General features: G+C 47.1%; 17 protein-coding genes and 1 pseudogene. 16 read left to right on the forward strand and 2 right to left on the reverse strand.

Features of this window, described 5'->3' with window-relative positions:
- Nucleotides 1-21 precede the first annotated feature (21 nt).
- The 9 genes and pseudogenes from KIK04_RS15190 to KIK04_RS15230 form a co-directional block, all read left to right on the forward strand.
- Nucleotides 22-426 (forward strand): annotated as a pseudogene (locus tag KIK04_RS15190) (ATPase, T2SS/T4P/T4SS family); the annotation flags it as partial.
- Nucleotides 426-1,265 (forward strand): type II secretion system F family protein, encoded by an 840-nt coding sequence (locus tag KIK04_RS15195; RefSeq protein WP_232274479.1) that lies wholly within the window; start codon nucleotides 426-428, stop codon nucleotides 1,263-1,265. The pseudogene KIK04_RS15190 and the gene KIK04_RS15195, both read left to right, overlap by 1 nt.
- Nucleotides 1,266-1,302: 37 nt before the next feature.
- Nucleotides 1,303-2,178, forward strand: coding sequence for a type II secretion system F family protein (locus KIK04_RS15200; protein ID WP_232274480.1), 876 nt, complete (start codon nucleotides 1,303-1,305; stop codon nucleotides 2,176-2,178).
- An 81-nt stretch (nucleotides 2,179-2,259) separates the two neighbouring features.
- Nucleotides 2,260-2,445 carry a Flp1 family type IVb pilin gene (locus KIK04_RS15205; protein WP_232274481.1) on the forward strand — a complete coding sequence of 62 codons (186 nt, stop codon included), beginning with the start codon at nucleotides 2,260-2,262 and terminating at the stop codon, nucleotides 2,443-2,445.
- Nucleotides 2,446-2,482: 37 nt separating this feature from the next.
- Nucleotides 2,483-3,160 (forward strand): TadE family protein, encoded by a 678-nt coding sequence (locus KIK04_RS15210; RefSeq protein ID WP_232274482.1) that lies wholly within the window; start codon nucleotides 2,483-2,485, stop codon nucleotides 3,158-3,160.
- 2 nt (nucleotides 3,161-3,162) lie between these two features.
- Nucleotides 3,163-5,427 (forward strand): acyl-CoA cholesterol acyltransferase, encoded by a 2,265-nt coding sequence (locus KIK04_RS15215; RefSeq protein ID WP_232274483.1) that lies wholly within the window; start codon nucleotides 3,163-3,165, stop codon nucleotides 5,425-5,427.
- Entirely contained in the window at nucleotides 5,372-6,403 is a 1,032-nt protein-coding gene (locus KIK04_RS15220) for a TadE/TadG family type IV pilus assembly protein (RefSeq protein ID WP_232274484.1), read from the forward strand. Before KIK04_RS15215 ends, KIK04_RS15220 begins: the two co-directional genes overlap by 56 nt.
- Before the next feature lie 13 nt (nucleotides 6,404-6,416).
- Entirely contained in the window at nucleotides 6,417-6,926 is a 510-nt protein-coding gene (locus KIK04_RS15225; protein ID WP_232274485.1) for an A24 family peptidase, read from the forward strand.
- Nucleotides 6,927-6,950: 24 nt separating this feature from the next.
- A complete protein-coding gene (locus KIK04_RS15230) occupies nucleotides 6,951-8,735 on the forward strand; it encodes a DUF6382 and FHA domain-containing protein (RefSeq protein ID WP_232274486.1) in 1,785 nt (594 codons plus the stop codon).
- A gap of 112 nt (nucleotides 8,736-8,847) precedes the next feature.
- Here the strand turns inward: KIK04_RS15230 and KIK04_RS15235 are convergent, their stop codons facing one another.
- Both KIK04_RS15235 and KIK04_RS15240 read right to left on the reverse strand, forming a co-directional pair.
- Nucleotides 8,848-9,762 (reverse strand): TIGR01777 family oxidoreductase, encoded by a 915-nt coding sequence (locus tag KIK04_RS15235; protein ID WP_232278753.1) that lies wholly within the window; start codon nucleotides 9,760-9,762, stop codon nucleotides 8,848-8,850.
- 85 nt (nucleotides 9,763-9,847) lie between these two features.
- Nucleotides 9,848-10,318: a DUF2621 domain-containing protein gene (locus tag KIK04_RS15240; protein WP_232274487.1), complete on the reverse strand. Its 471-nt coding sequence runs from the start codon at nucleotides 10,316-10,318 to the stop codon at nucleotides 9,848-9,850.
- 125 nt (nucleotides 10,319-10,443) lie between these two features.
- Between KIK04_RS15240 and KIK04_RS15245 the strand changes: the two genes are divergently transcribed.
- The 7 genes from KIK04_RS15245 (at nucleotide 10,444) to KIK04_RS15275 (ending at nucleotide 19,325) form a co-directional block, all read left to right on the forward strand.
- Nucleotides 10,444-11,565, forward strand: a complete 1,122-nt coding sequence (locus tag KIK04_RS15245) for a deoxyribonuclease IV (protein WP_232274488.1) — start codon at nucleotides 10,444-10,446, stop codon at nucleotides 11,563-11,565.
- Between the two features lie 138 nt (nucleotides 11,566-11,703).
- Complete coding sequence (gene purU / locus KIK04_RS15250; protein WP_232274489.1) at nucleotides 11,704-12,609, forward strand: formyltetrahydrofolate deformylase; 906 nt, start codon at nucleotides 11,704-11,706, stop codon at nucleotides 12,607-12,609.
- Between the two features lie 219 nt (nucleotides 12,610-12,828).
- Nucleotides 12,829-16,890: a type VII secretion protein EssC gene (gene essC / locus KIK04_RS15255; RefSeq protein WP_232274490.1), complete on the forward strand. Its 4,062-nt coding sequence runs from the start codon at nucleotides 12,829-12,831 to the stop codon at nucleotides 16,888-16,890.
- A 91-nt stretch (nucleotides 16,891-16,981) separates the two neighbouring features.
- A complete protein-coding gene (locus KIK04_RS15260; RefSeq protein WP_232274491.1) occupies nucleotides 16,982-17,257 on the forward strand; it encodes a WXG100 family type VII secretion target in 276 nt (91 codons plus the stop codon).
- A 93-nt stretch (nucleotides 17,258-17,350) separates the two neighbouring features.
- The gene (locus tag KIK04_RS15265) at nucleotides 17,351-18,106 is read left to right on the forward strand and encodes a vWA domain-containing protein (protein ID WP_232274492.1); all 756 of its coding nucleotides are present in this window, start codon (nucleotides 17,351-17,353) and stop codon (nucleotides 18,104-18,106) included.
- Between the two features lie 20 nt (nucleotides 18,107-18,126).
- Nucleotides 18,127-19,002: a hypothetical protein gene (locus KIK04_RS15270; protein ID WP_232274493.1), complete on the forward strand. Its 876-nt coding sequence runs from the start codon at nucleotides 18,127-18,129 to the stop codon at nucleotides 19,000-19,002.
- A complete protein-coding gene (locus KIK04_RS15275; RefSeq protein WP_232274494.1) occupies nucleotides 18,993-19,325 on the forward strand; it encodes an EsaB/YukD family protein in 333 nt (110 codons plus the stop codon). The genes KIK04_RS15270 and KIK04_RS15275 overlap by 10 nt, the downstream gene beginning before the upstream one ends.
- Nucleotides 19,326-19,364: the final 39 nt, after the last annotated feature.

Raw genomic sequence — 19,364 nt, forward strand, 5'->3', positions numbered from 1 at the left:
TTTTAATATACGTCCTATTATATAGACATGCTGCAAGCAATGAATACTGGCCATGACGGCAGTTTGTCGACAGGCCATGCCAATGGAACAAAAGACATGATCAGCCGTCTAGAGACGATGGTGTTGAGCGGTGCTCAGCTACCGCTCCCTGTTATTCGTCAGCAAATTGCATCTGCGATCGATATTATTGTTCATTTAGCACGTCTGCGTGATGGCTCACGCAAAGTGCTGGAAATTGTCGAAGTTGTGGGGATGGAACACGATGAAGTCAAGCTGCTACCGCTCTATTTATTTCAGGAGCAGGGGGAAGAAGATGGGGTTGTGCTCGGATCATTAACGAGTACATCGAACAGCTTACTAGATGCAAGGAAGCTGGAAATGGCGGGGCTATCAGAACTGACGCTGAGAGGAGGTGATAGTAAGTAGTGAAGAAGCAGGCTTTAGAGAGGCTGGGTGATTCAAAAATGCTGCGATTTGTCTCAAGAAAAACGGGAAGGTCAGATGGTGATGCAGCGCGAACACAATTGCCCGATTATACGCGCTATGAATTGACCACGGGAGAGAGAGGAAGGGCAGTTCTAGTTGGGGCAGTAGTAATGGGGGCGGTTGGCTATTTATTTTATCAGCATTGGTTAGGCATTCTCTTGTTAGCAGCTCTGGGGTTCAAGTATGCAGGCATGCGCGAACAAGCGCTACTCGAACGCAGGCGTGGACGTTTGACGCAGCAATTTAAGCAAGCGCTGTATTCGATTTCGTCTTCGTTGAGTGCGGGACGTTCGATCGAAAATGCATTTCGCGAAGCGATACAAGATTTGAAATTGTTGTATCCGGGTGGCGAGGTTGATGTTATTCGTGAATTGCGTATCATCGGTATGCGGCTTCAGAACGGAGAGCCAATTGAGGAAGCGTTGCTGGATTTTAGCAGACGTGCGAAGCAAGATGATATTGCTAATTTTGCAGATGTGTTCGTTACTTGCAAACGTACGGGTGGTGACTTGGTAGAAGTAGTTCGCCGAACGTCAGCCGTTATAGGTGAAAAAATGGACGTCATGCAAGAGATTGAAGTCATGGTGGCACAAAAGCGTTTAGAAATGAAAGCCATGATGGCAGCGCCTTTTTTGTTTCTCGCGTTTTTGAACGTGACGGCCCCTGATTTTATGACGGGGCTATATGAGGGCGTCGGCCGTGTAATAGCGACATTTGCCTTACTGTTGTTATTTGCGGTGGCATGGATGATTCGCAGCATGATGGATATCCGGGTGTAGGGATGTAGCATCGGCCAGTTGAGGAGAGGATTGTGCAATGCTCATATGGTTGTGGTGGTTTGGTGTAGGGGCGTGCGTGGCGGTGTTTGGCTTAATACATATGAAAGGGAGCAAACGATATAAGGAACTTGTCTATAGTGCAGCAATCGAACTGAAATGGGCGAGCTGGCTGCCAGCAGGCTTGCTCGTGCTGGAGCGATATCAGGATGAGGCTGATCAGCATCCGATGTTAGCGACGCTGCGGCAAGCTGTGATGCAGCTCTACGGTCCTGCTCGTGCGCACGGCATGTTCCGCATCGTCTTGGCGGAAATGGTGCTGTACGCGTACGGAGGAATCGGTTTTGGGCTGCTGCTGCCTGCTCTGACGGATGGAAGTGCTGTTAACTTTTTGGCCGGCAGCCTTGTAGGGCTTATCTTACCGCTTGCCAGAGTACGAGATTTATTGAACAAGGCTGAGCGCAGACGGCAAGAAGTGCAATTGGAGCTGCCGGAACTGTTAAGTAAACTTACGCTGCTTGTTCAAGCGGGAGAAACGGTGCAGAAAGCGCTGACGACGTGCGTCGATCGTAAAAAACACGAAACGAAACATTCTTTATACGCCGAGTTGACTAAGATGCTGCAAGACGTTAGTAACGGATACTCGTTTCCGCAAGCATTTGAGCAATTTGCGAAGCGCTGTGCGATGCAGGAAGTATCGATGTTTGCTACGACTATTTTAATTAATCAACGGCGTGGTGGAGCAACGTTCGTACTTGCAATGGAGGAGCTTGGTCGGCAGTTATGGGACAGGCGTAAGGCAGTTGCGCGCAAACGGGGAGAAGAAGCTTCAACAAAGCTCGTATTTCCGATGATGCTAATGTTTATCGTCGTGCTGGCGGTTGTGGGCGCCCCTGCATTATTAATGATGCGATAGCATTTTTGGATGGATGTTGGGTATGGACATGCCTTATAAACAGGCTGCGTGGATGATTATTTTTGAAGAGGAGCGGGTTGTATGCAAAGTGTGACACAGATGTGGAAGCGGTTATGGAGCGAAGAGGATGGACTCGGAATGGTTGAAATCGTGGTCATTATTGCGGTTATCGTTGTACTGGCGCTTGTGTTCCGTACGCAAATTACAGAATTTCTGACTTCTCTCATTTCTAGGGCTAAAGGGGAGACAGATAAAATTTTCAATTAAGATGTAAGGCTTATTTTTATAAAGGTAGGAGCTTCGCATGATAAAAAGTTGGAAACTTTGGCAGCTGTGGCGGCAGGAAAAGGGTTCAATGACGCTGGAAGCGGCAATGGTATTTCCGATCGTGTTTTTATGTACGGTAATGATGCTCTTTTTAGCTGTACTTATTTTTCAAAGTGTCTTAACGGCTCATGCTGCGGTGCTTGCTTCAGAACGTGGTGCTGCATTTTGGGATAATAGTCATCGCGATGGAAAAAGTGGTGTGTACAACATGGGACAGCATGACGATCTGTATTGGCGGTTGTTGGATGACAAACTGCTAGATCGCGTATTTTCTGGATTGTGGTCAAATCAGGCTTACAAAGTGACTGTGCCAGCTGGAAATAGTCGCGGTGGATTACCAGAACAGAAGTTGGCACGCGCAGCAGCATATGTACCAAATGCGATAAGTGGGGAATTGTCATACGGAAATTCAGGCTTGGAACGTACCGTCACGGCAAAGTTTAGTAAGCCTGTCAAAAGTGTGGCACTCGCGCGCTTCACGGGGCAATCGATCCCTGTTGAAGGTGAAGCGGTATCTGCTGTAGTCGACCCTGTTGAATTTATCCGAACAGTGGAATTAGTGCGATATGTACATATGAAAATGCAAGCTTGGGCTGGTAGTGGCTTTACCGTCGGGCAAGCGGTGCAATTGCTTAGGGGTTCAGCGGCTAGATAAAGATGTGCATGCAGAGGGAGGGGGAGGCTATCGGTAGAGGTCGAACAAAAAAATGGTGGGGGACAGACGGTTCAGTGTCTGTCCTACTCATTTTCATATTAGCGGTTATGTTTTTGTTTATGTCCGTACTGATCGATTATGCGCGGATTGCGGCGATCCAATGGCGCACGGAACTGATTGCGCAATCAGGTATTCGCTCCGTTATGTCGGCTTATGAGCCAGTACTACAGGAGCGATACGGTTTATTTGGCTACGGGGAAACAGATCCTGCTCTTATTACGGAGTATGTGACGCAAGATCAAACGAAGCTGAAATCGAAGGATACGTTCTCGTGGGTAAATGCACAAATCGAGTCGCACACAACGACAGTTACTAGACCGCTAGGCCGTCATAATGAATTCGAGCGCCAAATTTTTGAGGATATGAAGTATAAAGCGCCTGTGCAAATTGCGTTCGAGCTTGGGAGCAAGCTCAAGCCAATGGCTGATGTCATGAAAGAAGCAGCGCAAGTAACGGATATGCTCGCGCAGTTGCAAAAGATCGTAAACCGTCGTAACGATGCCTTATTTGAGGCACTTCGTCTGCAAAAGCTCGCCCAAAGTGAAGCAAGTGGGTCGGATATCAAATTGAAAATTGCAATCGATCTTGTGTCCACGATTCCTAACGACCCGCTTGGAAAAATTAACACAGCGGCAGATATAGCCGCGCAATATGACGATTACATCACCAAAAAGCGATCGGATGATTCGCTTGCTGAAGATCAGAAGCTGCACACGAATGATACGGATGCTTACGAAAAAGATTCCAGATTGGCAGCGAGCCAGCTGCGCGGTCTGTCATCTCAAGTTCAGCGGGTACATGCAGATCGGTTAAATGCTGCGTTGCAGCAAATTGAGAAAGCGCGTGAAGCAAACGATGAAATAGTTATCGTCATCCGCCGCATTCGACAAAGTAATGCTCATGTTAACTACGATCGCGTCAACAATGCTGCAACGCCGACGAATGCGGCATCGACTGCACAGCTGGAAGAAATTTTGCGAAGATTAAACAGTTCCGCTGATGATTTGGTGTTGCCACAAGAGTTTATGCACACATTTAAGCAAGAGTTGCTCAACCATAAGCTGGCCTATGCCGAGTTGGACAATAATGTAGGCTCTTTTCAATCGATGGTTGGTCACGCTGTTGGCGGTTCGAATGAATCAGGATTGTCATTTAAATTAAAAACGGCTGTGGTCGAATTATGGAAGCAATGGAATGACTACGAACAGAACTATGTTCGATTACCAAATGTCATCACGACTCGCGAAAGAAAATTGGCTAAGTTATTGGAGGAAGACAACGCACGCCGGTTTCATGAAAGTAACGCAAATAAAAAGCTGAACCAAGCGAGCGATATGTTGTTCTTATTAGCTAATTTGGATAGTCGTTTAGCCGCGCATCGCGAAGGGTTTACTAAAGTAAATAAAATGGCTGAATCAATAGCGGTATTCAATTCGTCCCCGCTGCCGGACGGGCAACGAGGATCGGAACGTAGGAGTGATCCGATTTCTGAAAGCAAACTTGCCATGGATCAAGTTACTTCATTGTTCGGAGCGTTAGCAGATGGATTAGAGGGAATGCGTGATCGAACGTATCGAAATGAGTATGCCTTTTTATATTTTACGAGTTACGATCCGACAAAGCTGCAATCTATGTTCCAATCGGGCCAGCCAGCAGATGATCTTATTCAATCGCTAAGTATACATAATCAGGAGCTCGAATACATTTTGTACGGCCAAAACGGCCCGATAGGCAACATTTGTGCTGCCTATAGCGAAATATTTTTAGTTCGGCTTGCTATTCGTACTATGGAGGGGTTGGTTGAATACAGGAGCCTTGTTCATCCGTTAGTTATTTTGGCAGCAGCCGTTGCTCACGGCTTGGAACAAGCAATTCAAGATATGATCTTGCTCGTCACCCAAAATGAAGTACCTTTATCTGAGTTTATCCCTGCTGTCACACTTAGCTACAGCGATCATTTACGTTTGTTTATGATGCTGCATGGCAAGCGGGAAGCGATGATGAATCGTATGTTAGGGCTTATTCAATACAACACCGGAGTTGACCCAACAACGAGGGGAACTTATGGGGAAGTGGATCTTCAAATGAGTGCACCGGTATGGTTTTTGCCTGGTTTAATGAAGTGGTTGGGGCATGCGGGATTATGGGACGGTGAATTCAGTGATGGTCGATACCGAGTATCGCGGAAATCGGTGTTTTCGTATTAGAGTCCAGTCGTTGCGCTCTAGACGGGGAAGCATCGTTGTAGAGGCTGCTTTATTGCTACCGATGGTACTCATTTTGTTTTTATTTTTTGTGTATTTAATTAAGGCGGCTGTTATTGTGACTTCGTTGCAAGCCGCCGCCACAAATGCGGTCAAGCAAGTTGCCGCTCATATGTACCCCGTTCAGCTGGCTACAGCTAACATCCCGCCGATATTGGATCAAGGCCCATGGGGGCGACTGTTACAGCGTCCACCTGCAATGATGATACGTATGGCAGCACGCGAAATGGGTCAGGCCTTGGGAGCGGGACTACCTCCTCCTATTAGTGAATGGGTGCAAGGCGGAACGAAATGGGCCGAGCAAACAGCTCAAGCTGCGGGTGAACAAGGGCAAGCACTTGTAGGGGAAGCGACGTTTAAACCGCTACTGTCGCGCTACGGTATTCAAGGGGTACTCCACATGAGCAAAATACGTGTAACCCACTTAAAATTGCCTGATCTGCAAGAGAAGCTGGAGCCGTTTATCGCACTCGAAGTAGAGTATGACTTGCCTATGAGAGTGCCTTTGTTGATGAGCAAGTTGACTTTGTCGGTCAGGGCAACGGAGCGGGTGTGGATCGGAGACGGGCCGCCTCCTAACATGGGTGATACGAGTAAATCTAAGCCAAATGATAAACCAGCACCTCAAATTTCTACGTTGTCGCCTGATCCGCTAAAACCAGGACAACGAGCAACTTTGACTGCGAAAGCGGCTCCTAACGAGAGGGTGCAACTAGTTGTGTTCTACAAAAGTGGGCAAAGTGAAGCGAAACATATCGGCTGGGCAACGGCTGGGCCAGATGGCACTGTGACGTGGGACTGGCATGTGTCTGGAAACACGACAGCAGGCACGTGGCGCTTAGTCGTTCGTACGGAGGATGGGCGCGCTGCTGAACGGATGTTCAATGTGAAAAAAGAATCAAAGACGGGCGCATCGTAAGGAGGGGAAAGGTATGAGCTGGGCCGCAGGAGCATGCGGTGTGCTATTAATAGCTGCATTTGTGACCGATGTACGGTCACGAGTTATCCCAAATCGGCTTACAATAACGGCTTGTTGTGCAGCATTGCTGTTTCATCTTGTCACCGCCGGATTAGATGGCTTGTTACATAGTGTTGTAGGACTTAGTTGCGGATTTATTATTTTGTTGTTGCTATTTGTTTGTAGAGCGGTAGGTGCAGGTGATGTCAAGCTGTTCGCTGCAATTGGAGCTTGGATGGGCGCAGCAGTTACGTGGCATATTTTTATGTACGCCATTATTTATGGCGGTCTTATCGCCGCTTTTATTTTGTTATTTGGCCGTACAGGTCGCTTGCAGCGCCTTATGCTTACCTTCAAGCAAGCCATTTGGCTGCGTACATGGACACCGCTAAAGGAGGAAGCGCACAATCAGGCTACATTTCCGTTTATGTGGGCCGTACTTCCTGGAGCCGTGACAGCGGTCTATACAGGAGGAATCGTATAAATTGCCTTTGGGGAGGGATACGCGGTGTATGGCTTTCGGGCTGATTTTTTATACGAGGGCAAGGCCATTATGGCGCTAACTCGGGACGGTTCGTTTCATGCTGATGATCTGGATAATCATCAAGTTAACATGCTTAAACATAACCGAATACCCCATTTGCTGCCGATGGACATCAGAATTGTCGATTATGACGTTAGGCTTCTGTATGATATTAGCGGTAAAAAAATGCTGCACCATATGCTTAAGGGAGCTACTTTAACGAGTGTGCAATTTTATGAATGGATGCTCCAACTTGTACGAATCTTAGAAGATTGCCAAGCTTATTTTTTGCATCCTAATCATATGCTTTTGCATGAGCAGTATGTTTTTGTGAGCCAAGAAAGCCCGGGAGCAGAGCTTTATGTAACTTATGTTCCTACAACGGAGGGGCTTCACCCGAGGGCTGGAATGGAAGGTTTACGTAGGATGGGTACATTAATGTCTTTAAGTGTTAGTCGTTGGGAAGGCAACGGTTTTCAGCGTTTGAATCAACTGTTATGTGATGAAATAAGCTCTTTATCGGATGTGCGTTGTTTGTTGCAAACGCTCATTGTGGAGCCTGTTTCAAGCTCGGTGCCGGTAGGGGAAGCGAGCTATTCAAGTTACTCGAGTCATTCAAATCATTCGAGTTACAGTTCGAATTCGCCTGAAAATAAGGGGCACCATGTAATCGGAATGAATGTTGTACCCGTACGTGATGAGTTTAAACACGGTTATGCTAAGAAAGCAGATAGTCATTTTAATGAATTAGCGTTTGGTAGTAAATTCGAAAAAACAGAAAAGTTCGGCAGCTATTATGAAGTTCCAGTACAAGAACCAGTACAAGAATCAACACAAGAATCAGTACGAGCACCAGCACCAGTAGCACCGGTAGCATCAAAGCGACTATCAGAATCAGAATCGAAATCAGAATCCAAGCACAGCCTAAGTCAAAGTCCCGCTATTTGTGCGGCTGTATTGGTGCTAATATGTGCTATTGGCTGGAAATTCGGCTATTTGGATCGACCCTCTTCAACATCTTTAATGTTTAGTAGCATTTGGAGTATTCTTGCCGTCTTTGCAGGTTGGGGTTGGATGACAAATGGATGGGAAAAATGGAGAGGGAACGCAACGAACTCAACTGATATTAATGTAGCGGAACGACAAGCTCATTATGCTCGGACAAGGGCGTCTTCATCAGATAAATCCTCGGACAAACCACTGGTCAAGGAGTCGGAGTTTCAAGGCGCTTTCAGTGATATTGAACGGGAGCAAAGGGATGGTGAGCTATATCGGCCATGGCAGTCGGAAGCGACACATTTGGTCGATTCAAACCGATATTATGAGTCTTTGCAAAGGCAGACGACCGTATTAGGTAATCATTCTACGGATTCGACAACTGTGCTAGATGAAGCGACGTTTCCAATGCATACACAGTCTTTGAGCGGGCAGCAGCCTATCGTTCGGCAGCCTTATCTTATAAGGGATTCGGATCAGAGTTTGCCGTCTGAAGCGAATAGTAGGGAAATACCTATCAGGCTTGATTGTTCTCCGTTTGTTATAGGCAGGGCAGAGCAAGGTGTGAACTATCGAGACGAGCGATCGGGTGTGTCCAAAATGCACTGCGAATTCGAGCTTACTTCAGAAGGAGGCTGCTTCGTTCGTGATCTTGGCTCCAAAAACGGAATGGACATTCAGGGAGAGCAACTTATACCGTATAAATCCTATGAATTAAAGCACGGAGATAGCTTTAAAATAGCGGGAAACAGCTATCATTATCGTGAGCATTAATAACATGTAGTAATCCGGATACTGTATTGAGAAGAATGGCATGCTGTATTTCCCGACGCGCGTCAGAAGAGGTTATCCATTGTAGTGCCTTGTATAGCGCGTCGGGAAGCGATTACATATTCGTGTTGAGTTCATCTTCTTTCAATGCATGTAAAGCGCGTTCTACCGTACCATAGTGGAACGTGAATCCATGCTCCAGCATTTTAGCTGGATATACGCGTTGACCGTGCAAGAGCAAAGTCGACATTTCACCGAATAAGATATGAAATACAAAAGCAGGAACGGGCATCCAATGCGGGCGGTTATACACTTTGGATATCGTTCGGCCAAATGTATCGTTTGTGACGGCTTCGGGAGCGCTGGCGTTAACGATGCCCTCGATCGTATGATCTTGGACGATAAAGTCAATTAGTGAGATTAAGTCTTGTATATGAATCCATGAAAAAGGTTGTTCCCCGTTTCCGAGACGGCCACCGACACCTAACTTATAAGGAAGGCGCATACGTGGAAAAGCTCCGCCTTCATTTGCGAGCACAGGTGCTAGGCGAAGAATTACACGGCGTGTTGCAGGTACCGCGTGTGCAACTGCTTCCCATTTGTGGACGACGTCCGACAGAAAATCGTCGCCTATCGGTAGGCTCGTTTCGTCAAACGTACCTGTAGTAGAAGGGCCGTATACCGAGATGCCTGATGCGCTTATATAAAGAGGCACAGGGCGGTTGATACTGTTGGCCCACTCAGCAAGGCGCTTTGCAGGTAAAATGCGCGAAGACATAATACGATTTTTGGCGATGTCTGTCCAACGCTGGCTAATGGACTCACCAGCTAAATTGACGACAACGTCAATGTCTGTGTACTCATCTGTACGGCGCGTCAATTCTGACCAGCGCACAGTAGTTAAGCGCGGATGAGTATCCTCAGCGCTAAGTTTGGAGCCAGATCGGGACACGACAATGATGTCATGCCCCTGCTGCAACCATGTTCTGCTTAATGCTTTGCCAACAAGGCCAGTTCCGCCGCAAATCATTATTTTCAAGTGTAATCCCTCCTTGGAGGTTTCTCCATGTCATTAATGTTCTGACTGTACATGTGAGCGCATAATTACATGTTAATTATTTGTTTAGCATGTGTTTGTACGGTGAGTAGTCGATGTTGTTCTTGTTAAGAAATCGGATCAAGCTGCGGTAATCTCGCTTTGGTGTAGCCAAAATATAGCCTTGCAAGCAGTGATCGCGCGTTACTTCGGTTGCGCCACTTTCAATGGCTACCTGCCCAATTCTTGCCGCAATCGTATGTTTCGCAATATCGCGGAACGCATTCGGAACAGGCTCAACAAGTACATTAAGAAATGCTTTTGACTCATCTGTCCACAGTGGCCGACTGCGCTCGACCCAATAATTTTGCCAGTCGAGCTTTGATTTTCCGTCTTGTTTAGGTAATACCTTCAAAAACTTACGGAACATAAAATAGCCGCCAATAGCCATCGAGCCAATCATGATAAAGGTCCAGAACGCGATTGTGTTCATAAACCAAGTTGCGGGTTGACTCGTTGCCAAAGGAAATATTGTGATTGATTGAAGCATATGTGTTCACCTCTCTAGCCAGTTGCCTAATTTTACAAGGGATACCTATAAGAATTATACCGCATTCCTAGATTTATTTCGATAATCCCTGTAAAATAGGAACATCACTTGAAAGGGGTTGTACCATGCTGAAAATCGGTTCACATGTTTCTTTTTCCGATAAAGGTTTGTTAAACGCAGCGAATGAGGCCGTATCGTATGGCTCTAGTTCGTTTATGATATATACGGGTGCCCCGCAAAATACGCGGCGCAAACCAATTGAATCGCACTACATTGAAGAAGGTAAAGCAATGATGGCAAAGCACGGCATCGATGAGATCGTTGTGCATGCGCCATACATTATTAACCTTGCGTCGTACAAGCCAGATACATTTGAGCTGGCTGTGAGCTTTTTACAGGAAGAAATGCGCCGTACGGATTATATTGGTGTTAAAAATATTGTTCTGCATCCAGGTGCATACACGGATAAGGATGCTGAGTTTGGAATTAACCGGATTGCAGAAGGGCTGAATGAGGTGCTTCGCAATACGAAGGACACATCGGTCAACATCGCCCTCGAGACGATGGCTGGCAAAGGGACAGAAATTGGACGCAGCTTCGAAGAGCTCGCTTCCATTATTGAAAAAGTAGAACATAACGAGCGCATAACGGTATGTCTCGATACGTGTCACATTCATGACGCAGGCTACGATATCGTCAACGACTTGGATGGTGTATTGGAACAATTCGATCGTCTTGTTGGTCTGGATCGGATTGCTGTTGTGCATTTGAACGACAGTAAAAATCCTGTCGGAGCAAAGAAAGACCGTCATACGCCAGTCGGCTCTGGTTGGATCGGTTTTGATGGTATCCATCGCATCGTACACCACGAGGGATTGCAAGGCCGTCCGTTTATTTTAGAGACGCCATGGATCGGTAAGGACGCTAAAAAGCAGCGTCCAATGTATGAAGCTGAGCTTGCTCTATTGCGCGGTAACGTGGAAGAGCGCTTTGGAACTGAATTTTTAGCGGACGTTGAACGTTTAGCTCACTTCTTCAAAGGAGAGGAAATCGACTCTCGTCAGTTCGTGCTTGATACTTGGAACGTGCTGAAGACGGATGCGAAAGCGAAAAAAGCAGACCCGCGTGAGCCGCTGGAACGCTTATTTGATAAAGTCGAGGAAGCGAAGCTGTTCTCAAGCTTAACGGAAGAGCAGATCAATCAACGCATCACTGCTTGGCTTTCTGGTAAAGCTCTAACGAAATAATGATATTCAGCGGATGTGTGACCCTACGCAATACGCACAACGTATCTCAAGTTGTGCAGTTGGTCGCACACCGCTGTTTTATAATTTATTATAGCGCTTCGCGACTAAATGCAGTGCATATAACGGAGGAGTATGGCAATGACACATCAGCATACTATGATTCATGCCCGCAAGCAGGCGGACGAAAGCCGACGCAATCGCGGACGCATGCTCATTTCATGTCCAGATCGTGCAGGCATTGTAAACGCAGTTTCACGTTTTTTGTTCGATCACGGAGCTAACATTGTACAATCGGATCAATATACGATGGACCCAGAGGGTGGCATGTTCTTCATGCGCATTGAATTTGATGTAGAAGAACTAGAGCAGCATATTACGAAGCTAAACGATGATTTTGAAAGTATTGCGGCTGAGTTCAAAATGGATTGGCGCATATCCCGTGTAAGTGAGAAAAAGCGCCTCGCTATTTTTGTTTCGAAAGAAGATCACTGCTTGGTTGAGTTGCTGTGGCAATGGCAAGCTGGGGATCTGGATGCGGATATTGCGATGGTTGTTAGTAATCATCCGGACATGCGCGAATATGTGGAGTCATTCGGTATTCCGTATGTGCACATTCCCGTGACGAAGGATACGAAACCAGAGGCAGAGCGCTTGCAGTTGGAGGCGATTGAAGGGAAAGTGGATCTCATTATTTTGGCACGCTACATGCAAATTATTCCGCCAAAATTTATTGAACATTACCCGAATCGAATTATTAACATCCACCATTCGTTCTTGCCAGCATTTATCGGAGGTAAGCCATACCATCAAGCGTATACGCGTGGCGTTAAGTTGATTGGGGCTACAGGGCATTACGTAACTGAAGAACTTGATGGCGGTCCGATCATTGAGCAGGATGTGGAGCGTGTTACACACAGAGCTGATGTGGATGAATTAAAGCGCATTGGGCGCACGATTGAGCGTGTGGTATTGGCTCGTGCTGTGCATTGGCATATTGAGGACCGGATTTTGGTGCATCAAAATAAGACGGTTGTGTTTAACTAAATCATTTCAACAAGAGCAAGGCACTCGTTTCGGTATTTTATCGAATGGAGTGCTTTTTTTGCGATAAGAGGATAAATCGTGATTCTAATTGTTAAATATAGGGGTAAAGTAAGATTGTTAACACGTTCTTCGTATAGTAATATAGTGGGATGAAAAGGGTAAAATAACCATCTCCGCAGATTCATAGAACGAAGACATCAAGATTAGGGGGATTCTTGGATGAGTCGCATATCGTATCAACGCTCTCCTCGTGTGGTGCCTCCGATTGCACGCACCGAGGTCGAAATTTTCAAACCGTCCATGGCGCCACCTGCCCCTGTTTTTAATACGGTTATGATCGTTATTCCATTGTTGATGACGGTGGCAGGGGCGGCAGCCATGTTTTATTTTTCACGTAGAATGCAAAATAGTCATTTTCTCGTCTTTCAAATCATTTCATTAGCAACGGTAGCTGTTTCGTATACGCTGCCTTTTTTTATGTACATACAACAAAAAAAGCAATTTCGCAACCAAATGACTGAGCGTGAACGCGCTTATAAGCAGCAGCTAGAGCGACATCAGCAGGAGCTCACCGAGCAAAGTGATGAATTTCGTCAGCGTATGCTGAAGACCCATCCATCTGCACAACAGTGTAGCAACATCGCAGAGCAGCTAGAAAGAGAGCTGTGGGAGCGCGGTCCAACTGAAGAAGACTTTATGTCTGTTCGAATCGGGCTTGGCGACGTCAAGTTTCCAGTACGAGTAAAGGCGCCGAGAATGGACGGCTATGACCAAGATCCGCTTCTGGATGAAGCACTACACCTTCAGGCGCAATTTGATGTTGTACCCCATACGCCTGTTCTAGTAGATTTCAAAAAAAGTAGAGTAGTAGGTTTGGTGGGCGACCGACAACGTGTGAACGGGGTTATTCGTTTTTTATTGATGCAATGTGCCGTCCACCATGCCCCAGATGAGCTTAAGTTAGCGGCTTTCTTTCGGGCGCATGAAGGGCCGCAGTGGGATTGGTTACGATGGCTTCCGCATACATGGAATGACAATCATTCATGGCGCATGGTGTGCAAGGAGTCCCATTATACGAATCAGCAGCTGGAATGGCTGCATGCCGCACTGCAACGGCGAATTATGCAAAAAAAGTCCAGCAGCGACGCGAAGCTAATGTTGCCGCAGTGGTTGGTGCTTATCACGGATTTACGCATGTTGGAGGATGAACCGCTGCTATCCTTGCTTTTGAAAGAAGCAAAAGGTTGTGGGGCAAGTACGCTTATTGTGGCTGATCGGAGAGAGCAATTGCCGAATGATTGTCAAATTATTATTGATGTTCACGCGGAAGACGAGGCACGGTTGATTCATACGGTGATGCAGGAGCTTGATCCGCAACGATGGAGTCGTGATGTTGGCGATCCGCGGGCGTCGCTTTCTACTGGTGTAGAAAAAGTGGTGCCTGACAGCATTTCGGTCGAGGAAGCGAATCGGTTTGCACGTAGGCTTGCGCCAATCGAGGTAAAGAAGGCAGCCGCAGAAGAGCTGCCAGATGTGCTGACGCTTATGGAACTGTTGCAGCTGCGCAACATGGAGGAATGGGATGCGGCATCAAAATGGAATGCAAGCCGCTATCCGCTGACACTTCCAGCTGTTGTGGGAGTGCGTGGCGGCTCGAAACCAGTAGTGCTGAACATTCACGATAAAATAGAGCGCAAAGGGCACGGGCCGCACGGTTTGGTAGCAGGAACGACAGGTTCGGGAAAAAGTGAGGCGATACAATCACTGATTGCTTCGCTTGCGGTCAATTATCACCCACATGATGTTGCCTTTATGCTGATCGACTATAAAGGTGGGGGCATGTCGAACGTATTTTTAGATCTTCCACACGTCATCGCGACGGTGACGAATTTGGAGGAAGAAGGACTTATTGAGCGTGCAAAAATTTCGTTGCGTGCGGAGTTGGAACGCAGACAAAAGCTGTTTGTCGCCGCGGGCAATGTCCAGCACATCGATGAATATTATGCTTCTTCACATAAAAGCACGTATCCGCTGCCACATTTGGTCATTATTATTGACGAGTTCGCCCAGCTAAAAAAAGACGAGCCTGAATTTATGAGCGAGCTTGTCAGCATCGCTGCGATTGGCCGTACGCTCGGGGTGCATCTGCTGTTAGCAACGCAGAAACCAAGCGGTGTTGTGGACGATAAAATATGGAGCAACTCCCGTTATCGCATCTGCTTGCGCGTTCAAGATGAGGCGGATAGTCGGGATATGCTGAAGGTGCCGAATGCGGCGTGGCTAACAACGCCCGGCAGAGGATACATTCAGGTGGGCAGCAATGAATGGTTTGAGATGGTCCAGTTCGCGTGGAGTGGGGCGCCTTATTATCCAAACGCAAGTGAGGAGCAGGAGGCGCGAATCCATGTGTCTACGCTTGATTTGAACGGGGAAGCGGAAAGAGTGAAGCTTCCGAATAACCAGACGGATCAAGCGATACAGACAACACAGGCGGTACAGAAGCACAAGCAACTGCAAGTCATTATTGATCAGTTATCTCGCTCCGCAGTACGTCATGGCATAGAGCGCTTACCGGGGCCATGGCTACCGCCATTGCCACAGCAAATTGCGCTGCAAGCGGTACGCGGTGGGGAGGAGCCGACTTGGCTACAGCCTATTATCGGACTTGTAGACGATATGGCCCAGCAACAACAGCCTTCACTGCGTATGGATTTATCAACAGGCCATTGGCTTATTTACGGTATGCCAGGAACAGGTAAGACGACGCTTGTGCAGACGTTTATAACGTCGCTTGCGCTGGATCATAGCCCACAAGATGTGCACGTGTACGTGCTGGACATGGGTAGAATGCTGAGTGATTTTTCATTGCTGCCGCAGGTTGGCGATGTCATTCAGGAAGATGAAGCGGAGAAGATTGTACGCTTCATCAAAATGATGCAGCAAGAATTGATGCACCGTAAACAATTGTTCGCTGAAATCGGGGCAAAGACACTTGCTTCGTATCGCGAAGAGACGGGAATATGTTTACCGGCATGGGTCGTTGTAATAGACGGATATGCGACTTTCCGCAGCTCTTATCCGGAAGAAAATGATCGTTTAGAGCCGCTGCTCCGCGAGGGCGCTAACTTTGGCCTTTACGCTGTTATTACAGCGAATCGGCTATCTGACGTGCAAGAACGAATGCGCAGCAATTTTGCTAACGCGATGACATTGATGCTCGCCGATAGCAGCGATTATTATTACGCTGTCGGAAGGCCGTCCAAGCTTCCGTCCCACATGCCGGAAGGACGAGGCTTCGTTAAAGGTAAAGTACCGCCGCTTATGTTTCAGGCGGCCTTGCCGATCGAGGCTGAACAGGATACGTCACGGGCAAGGCAATTACGCAAGTCGTTTGAACTTCTGAACGAACAATGGACAGGAGCACGTCCAGCTAAGATTGCGACCTTGCCAGCTCGGATATCGCTCTCCGATCTCATCGATCAGCCGCTAGACGAATCTCCATCTGTGCAATGCGCAACACACAGAGGCGAAGGCGATGTGGTACTTGGCTGGATGGCAGAGGAACTGACCCCCTTCCATATTCGTTTGGAGGACGGGCCATATTTCATGGTTGCTGGAAGAGTGGAGAGCGGTAAGACTACGGCGCTCCTTACTTGGTCGTTATCGTTAGCAGCGCGGATGCATCCTGAACAGTTGAAGTTGCACCTCGTTGATTTTAGCCGAATGAACGAAGGGTTGTACGGGTTAAGACATTTGAAGCATGTACGTGGCTGTGCTACGGACTTGGCTGCTTTTGAACAAATGTTAGAGCAAATAGAGCAGGAGATGGAACAAGCTATTGCTGCATGGGAAGTGACGGAACAACCAGCAGAGCTGCCTGTCACCGTACTCGTTATGGACGATTTAGATTTAATCGCGAAGCAGCTTGCGGGTTCTTTTCAGGCCGCGCAACGTCTTGAAACGTTGTTAAAGCGAGGGCGCGGCAAAAACTTTTACATTATCGCAGCGGCAGGTGCCAATGATTGGATTCAACTGTGGGATTCTTGGGTAAAAGAGATTAAGTCCACCCCTATCGGCATTTTGCTAGGGACGACCGATTTGAATGACTTACAGCTATTCCAATTCAAGCTGCCATATGAACAATGCAACAAAGTGTTGGAGCCAGGTGAAGGATTTTACGTCAAGCGCAAAGCAGTACGTATGAAAATGGCTGTGCCAGATCCGAATGTGAATCATGTTGTACAGCAGCTAAATACGAAGCAGTTGTCTCCAAGTTTGTAGAGGCTGGTCTTATATTCGATTCGTTAAATCCGCCTTGTACAATATATTTCAATCATTCACACATCATTTACGAACTCGAGGAGGTTCCACCATGTCACAACGCATTATGATTACACCGGAAGAAATTGATGGAGTAGCAGGTCAATTCAAGCGTGCTAGCTCAGAAAGCCAAAGTTTAATTGGCAATCTAAATACACAAATTAATGGCTTGCATGGTCGTTGGGAAGGGATGACACAGCAGCGTTTCTTCCAAGAATTCGAGCAAGCGAAAAAGAACATGAACGAGTTCGTTACGTTGTTGGAAAGCATCAACACGCAACTGACGCAAATTTCGACGCGCTTCCGTCAGGCGGATCATCAAGGATAACATTCGTTATCGTGTGTTCATTAACTATTAGAGGCCAGGTGCATAACGACCTGGCTTCTTCATTGAAGTTGAAGGACAGAAGGAGCTTAACAGATGACTTATCGTATTCAGGCAACGCAAACGACGCCAGCACTCATCATTTATTTACTCGATATAAGCGGCTCAATGAATTTAGAATGTCATGGTCAGCGACGATTGGATCTGGTGATGCAAGCGTTGCAGGCTGCTATTCGCCAAATGGTATTTCGCTCGACGAAAGGAACACGGATGTCGCCTAGGTACCGTGTGGCGATGCTTGCCTATAGCGATGAAGTATATGATCTGCTTGGTGGAGTAAAGCGAATTGATGAACTGATACATATGGGCGGAATTCCTGCCGTCACCCCAATGAAATTTACGAATACCGCTTTGGCCTTTGAACAGGCCGAAAAAATATTAAAGACAGAATGGCCGCAACTGCAACAATGTCCGGCCCCACTTATTTGCCATCTAACCGACGGTAGTCATACAGGGGAGGACCCTGAACCTATAGCAAAACGAATTATGGATATGCAATTGGCGGACGGTAACGTCCTTATTTCTAATATATATATTTCTGAATCTATGACTGTTCGTTCACCAATAGATGTTAAGAGATGGACAGGTGTACTGCCGACAGAAACGTTTGACGAAGAAACCGCGGACAAGCTGAAGCGGATGTCTTCTGTCATCCCAGAAAGCTATCGCGATATGATGCTAGAATCGTCCTATTCGATCGGATCAGGTGCACTCATGTTGTTCCCTGGTAACAGTCCAGAGCTGATTTCGCTAGGGTTTCAAATGTCGGCTGCAACGCCAGTTCGAATTTAAAATTGGAGGCGTTGTAAAAGGTGCAACAACAAACCGATGTATGGCGTTTAAGCGCTTCCGGAGATATTCCAATTACTTTCACTCAACAACCATGGCCGCTTCGGTATGCGATGAACCGTGCCGCAGAAAGTCAGCAGTGCAATGAACCAAGTCAAGATTGTTTGCATGTGACGGGTGACAAGGATGCACTTGCTTTTGCGATTTGCGATGGAGTGAGCTTATCCTTCTGTGGGCAAGTTGCAGCACAATTGCTTGCTGGACGTTTGTCCGATTGGCTGTATCACGCGTGCGAAAGTGGTAAAATGGACCAAAGGCAAGTTGTGAATAAGCATGATGAGCATGATCGCTTATTACGGCACGTTGTCAGTTGGCTGGATCAATTGCGCAGTGAAGGTTTACAGCTCGTGCAAGCGTATGAGCTCCCGTCACAAATGAATCCAATCGTGCGCGATGTACTCGAAGAAAAGCGACGTCACGGCAGTGAAGCTGCTTTCGTGGCAGGTGTCATTCAGAAGTACCCGGAGAGCGACGAATGCGGTTTGTTTTTATGCTGGCAAGGCGATATCCGCATTCGATTGTGGATACAGGACGAGGAATGGATGCTGCGCAAGCGCGAGACGATGTGTACCGAGGAACGTTGGTCGACGAACAAAGGCAGTATCGGAAACATACATACGAGTTATTATCGCTGGTCCGTTCAAGAATGGAAGCAGGCGAAGCTAGTTATTTATTCAGATGGTCTAGCGTTGTTAGATTCATTTGAGCAAGTGCCTGATCCTAACCAGTTAGCTGCTGCTATGAGCAAGGCGCTAGGGCTGGCGAACAGTGATGACATGACATACTTGGAAATTAGTTTAAGTAGTCTGGCAAATGAAGAGGTGCAGAGATGTCCTTAACGATTGTCACGCTAAAATGGAAGCCCGTTACGACGACGGTGGATGTGCAGCTATCTGCGCATATCTCATTAGAAGATATGTTGCCTTATATGCTAACTGCTTTAGGTGTCCCTCTATACGAAGAGTATGGTCATGTACGTTATGACTATGAGTCTAGCTGGGATGCAGAACGCTGGGAGCCATTAGATGAGCGGCGATCTCTTCGCGATCAGAACGTGTACGACGGGATGTACATTCGCTTGACGAAATACGTGTCCTATTCCAGTTCCTTGTTGGATCAACCTGCATGGATTCATGATAGGCTACCCTTATTTGAGTTATAACGCGTATTCAATACTATTTCGTAAGATATGGGAGAAAGT

The sequence above is a fragment of the Paenibacillus sp. 481 genome (genome assembly GCF_021223605.1).
GTDB lineage: Bacteria > Bacillota > Bacilli > Paenibacillales > Paenibacillaceae > Paenibacillus_B.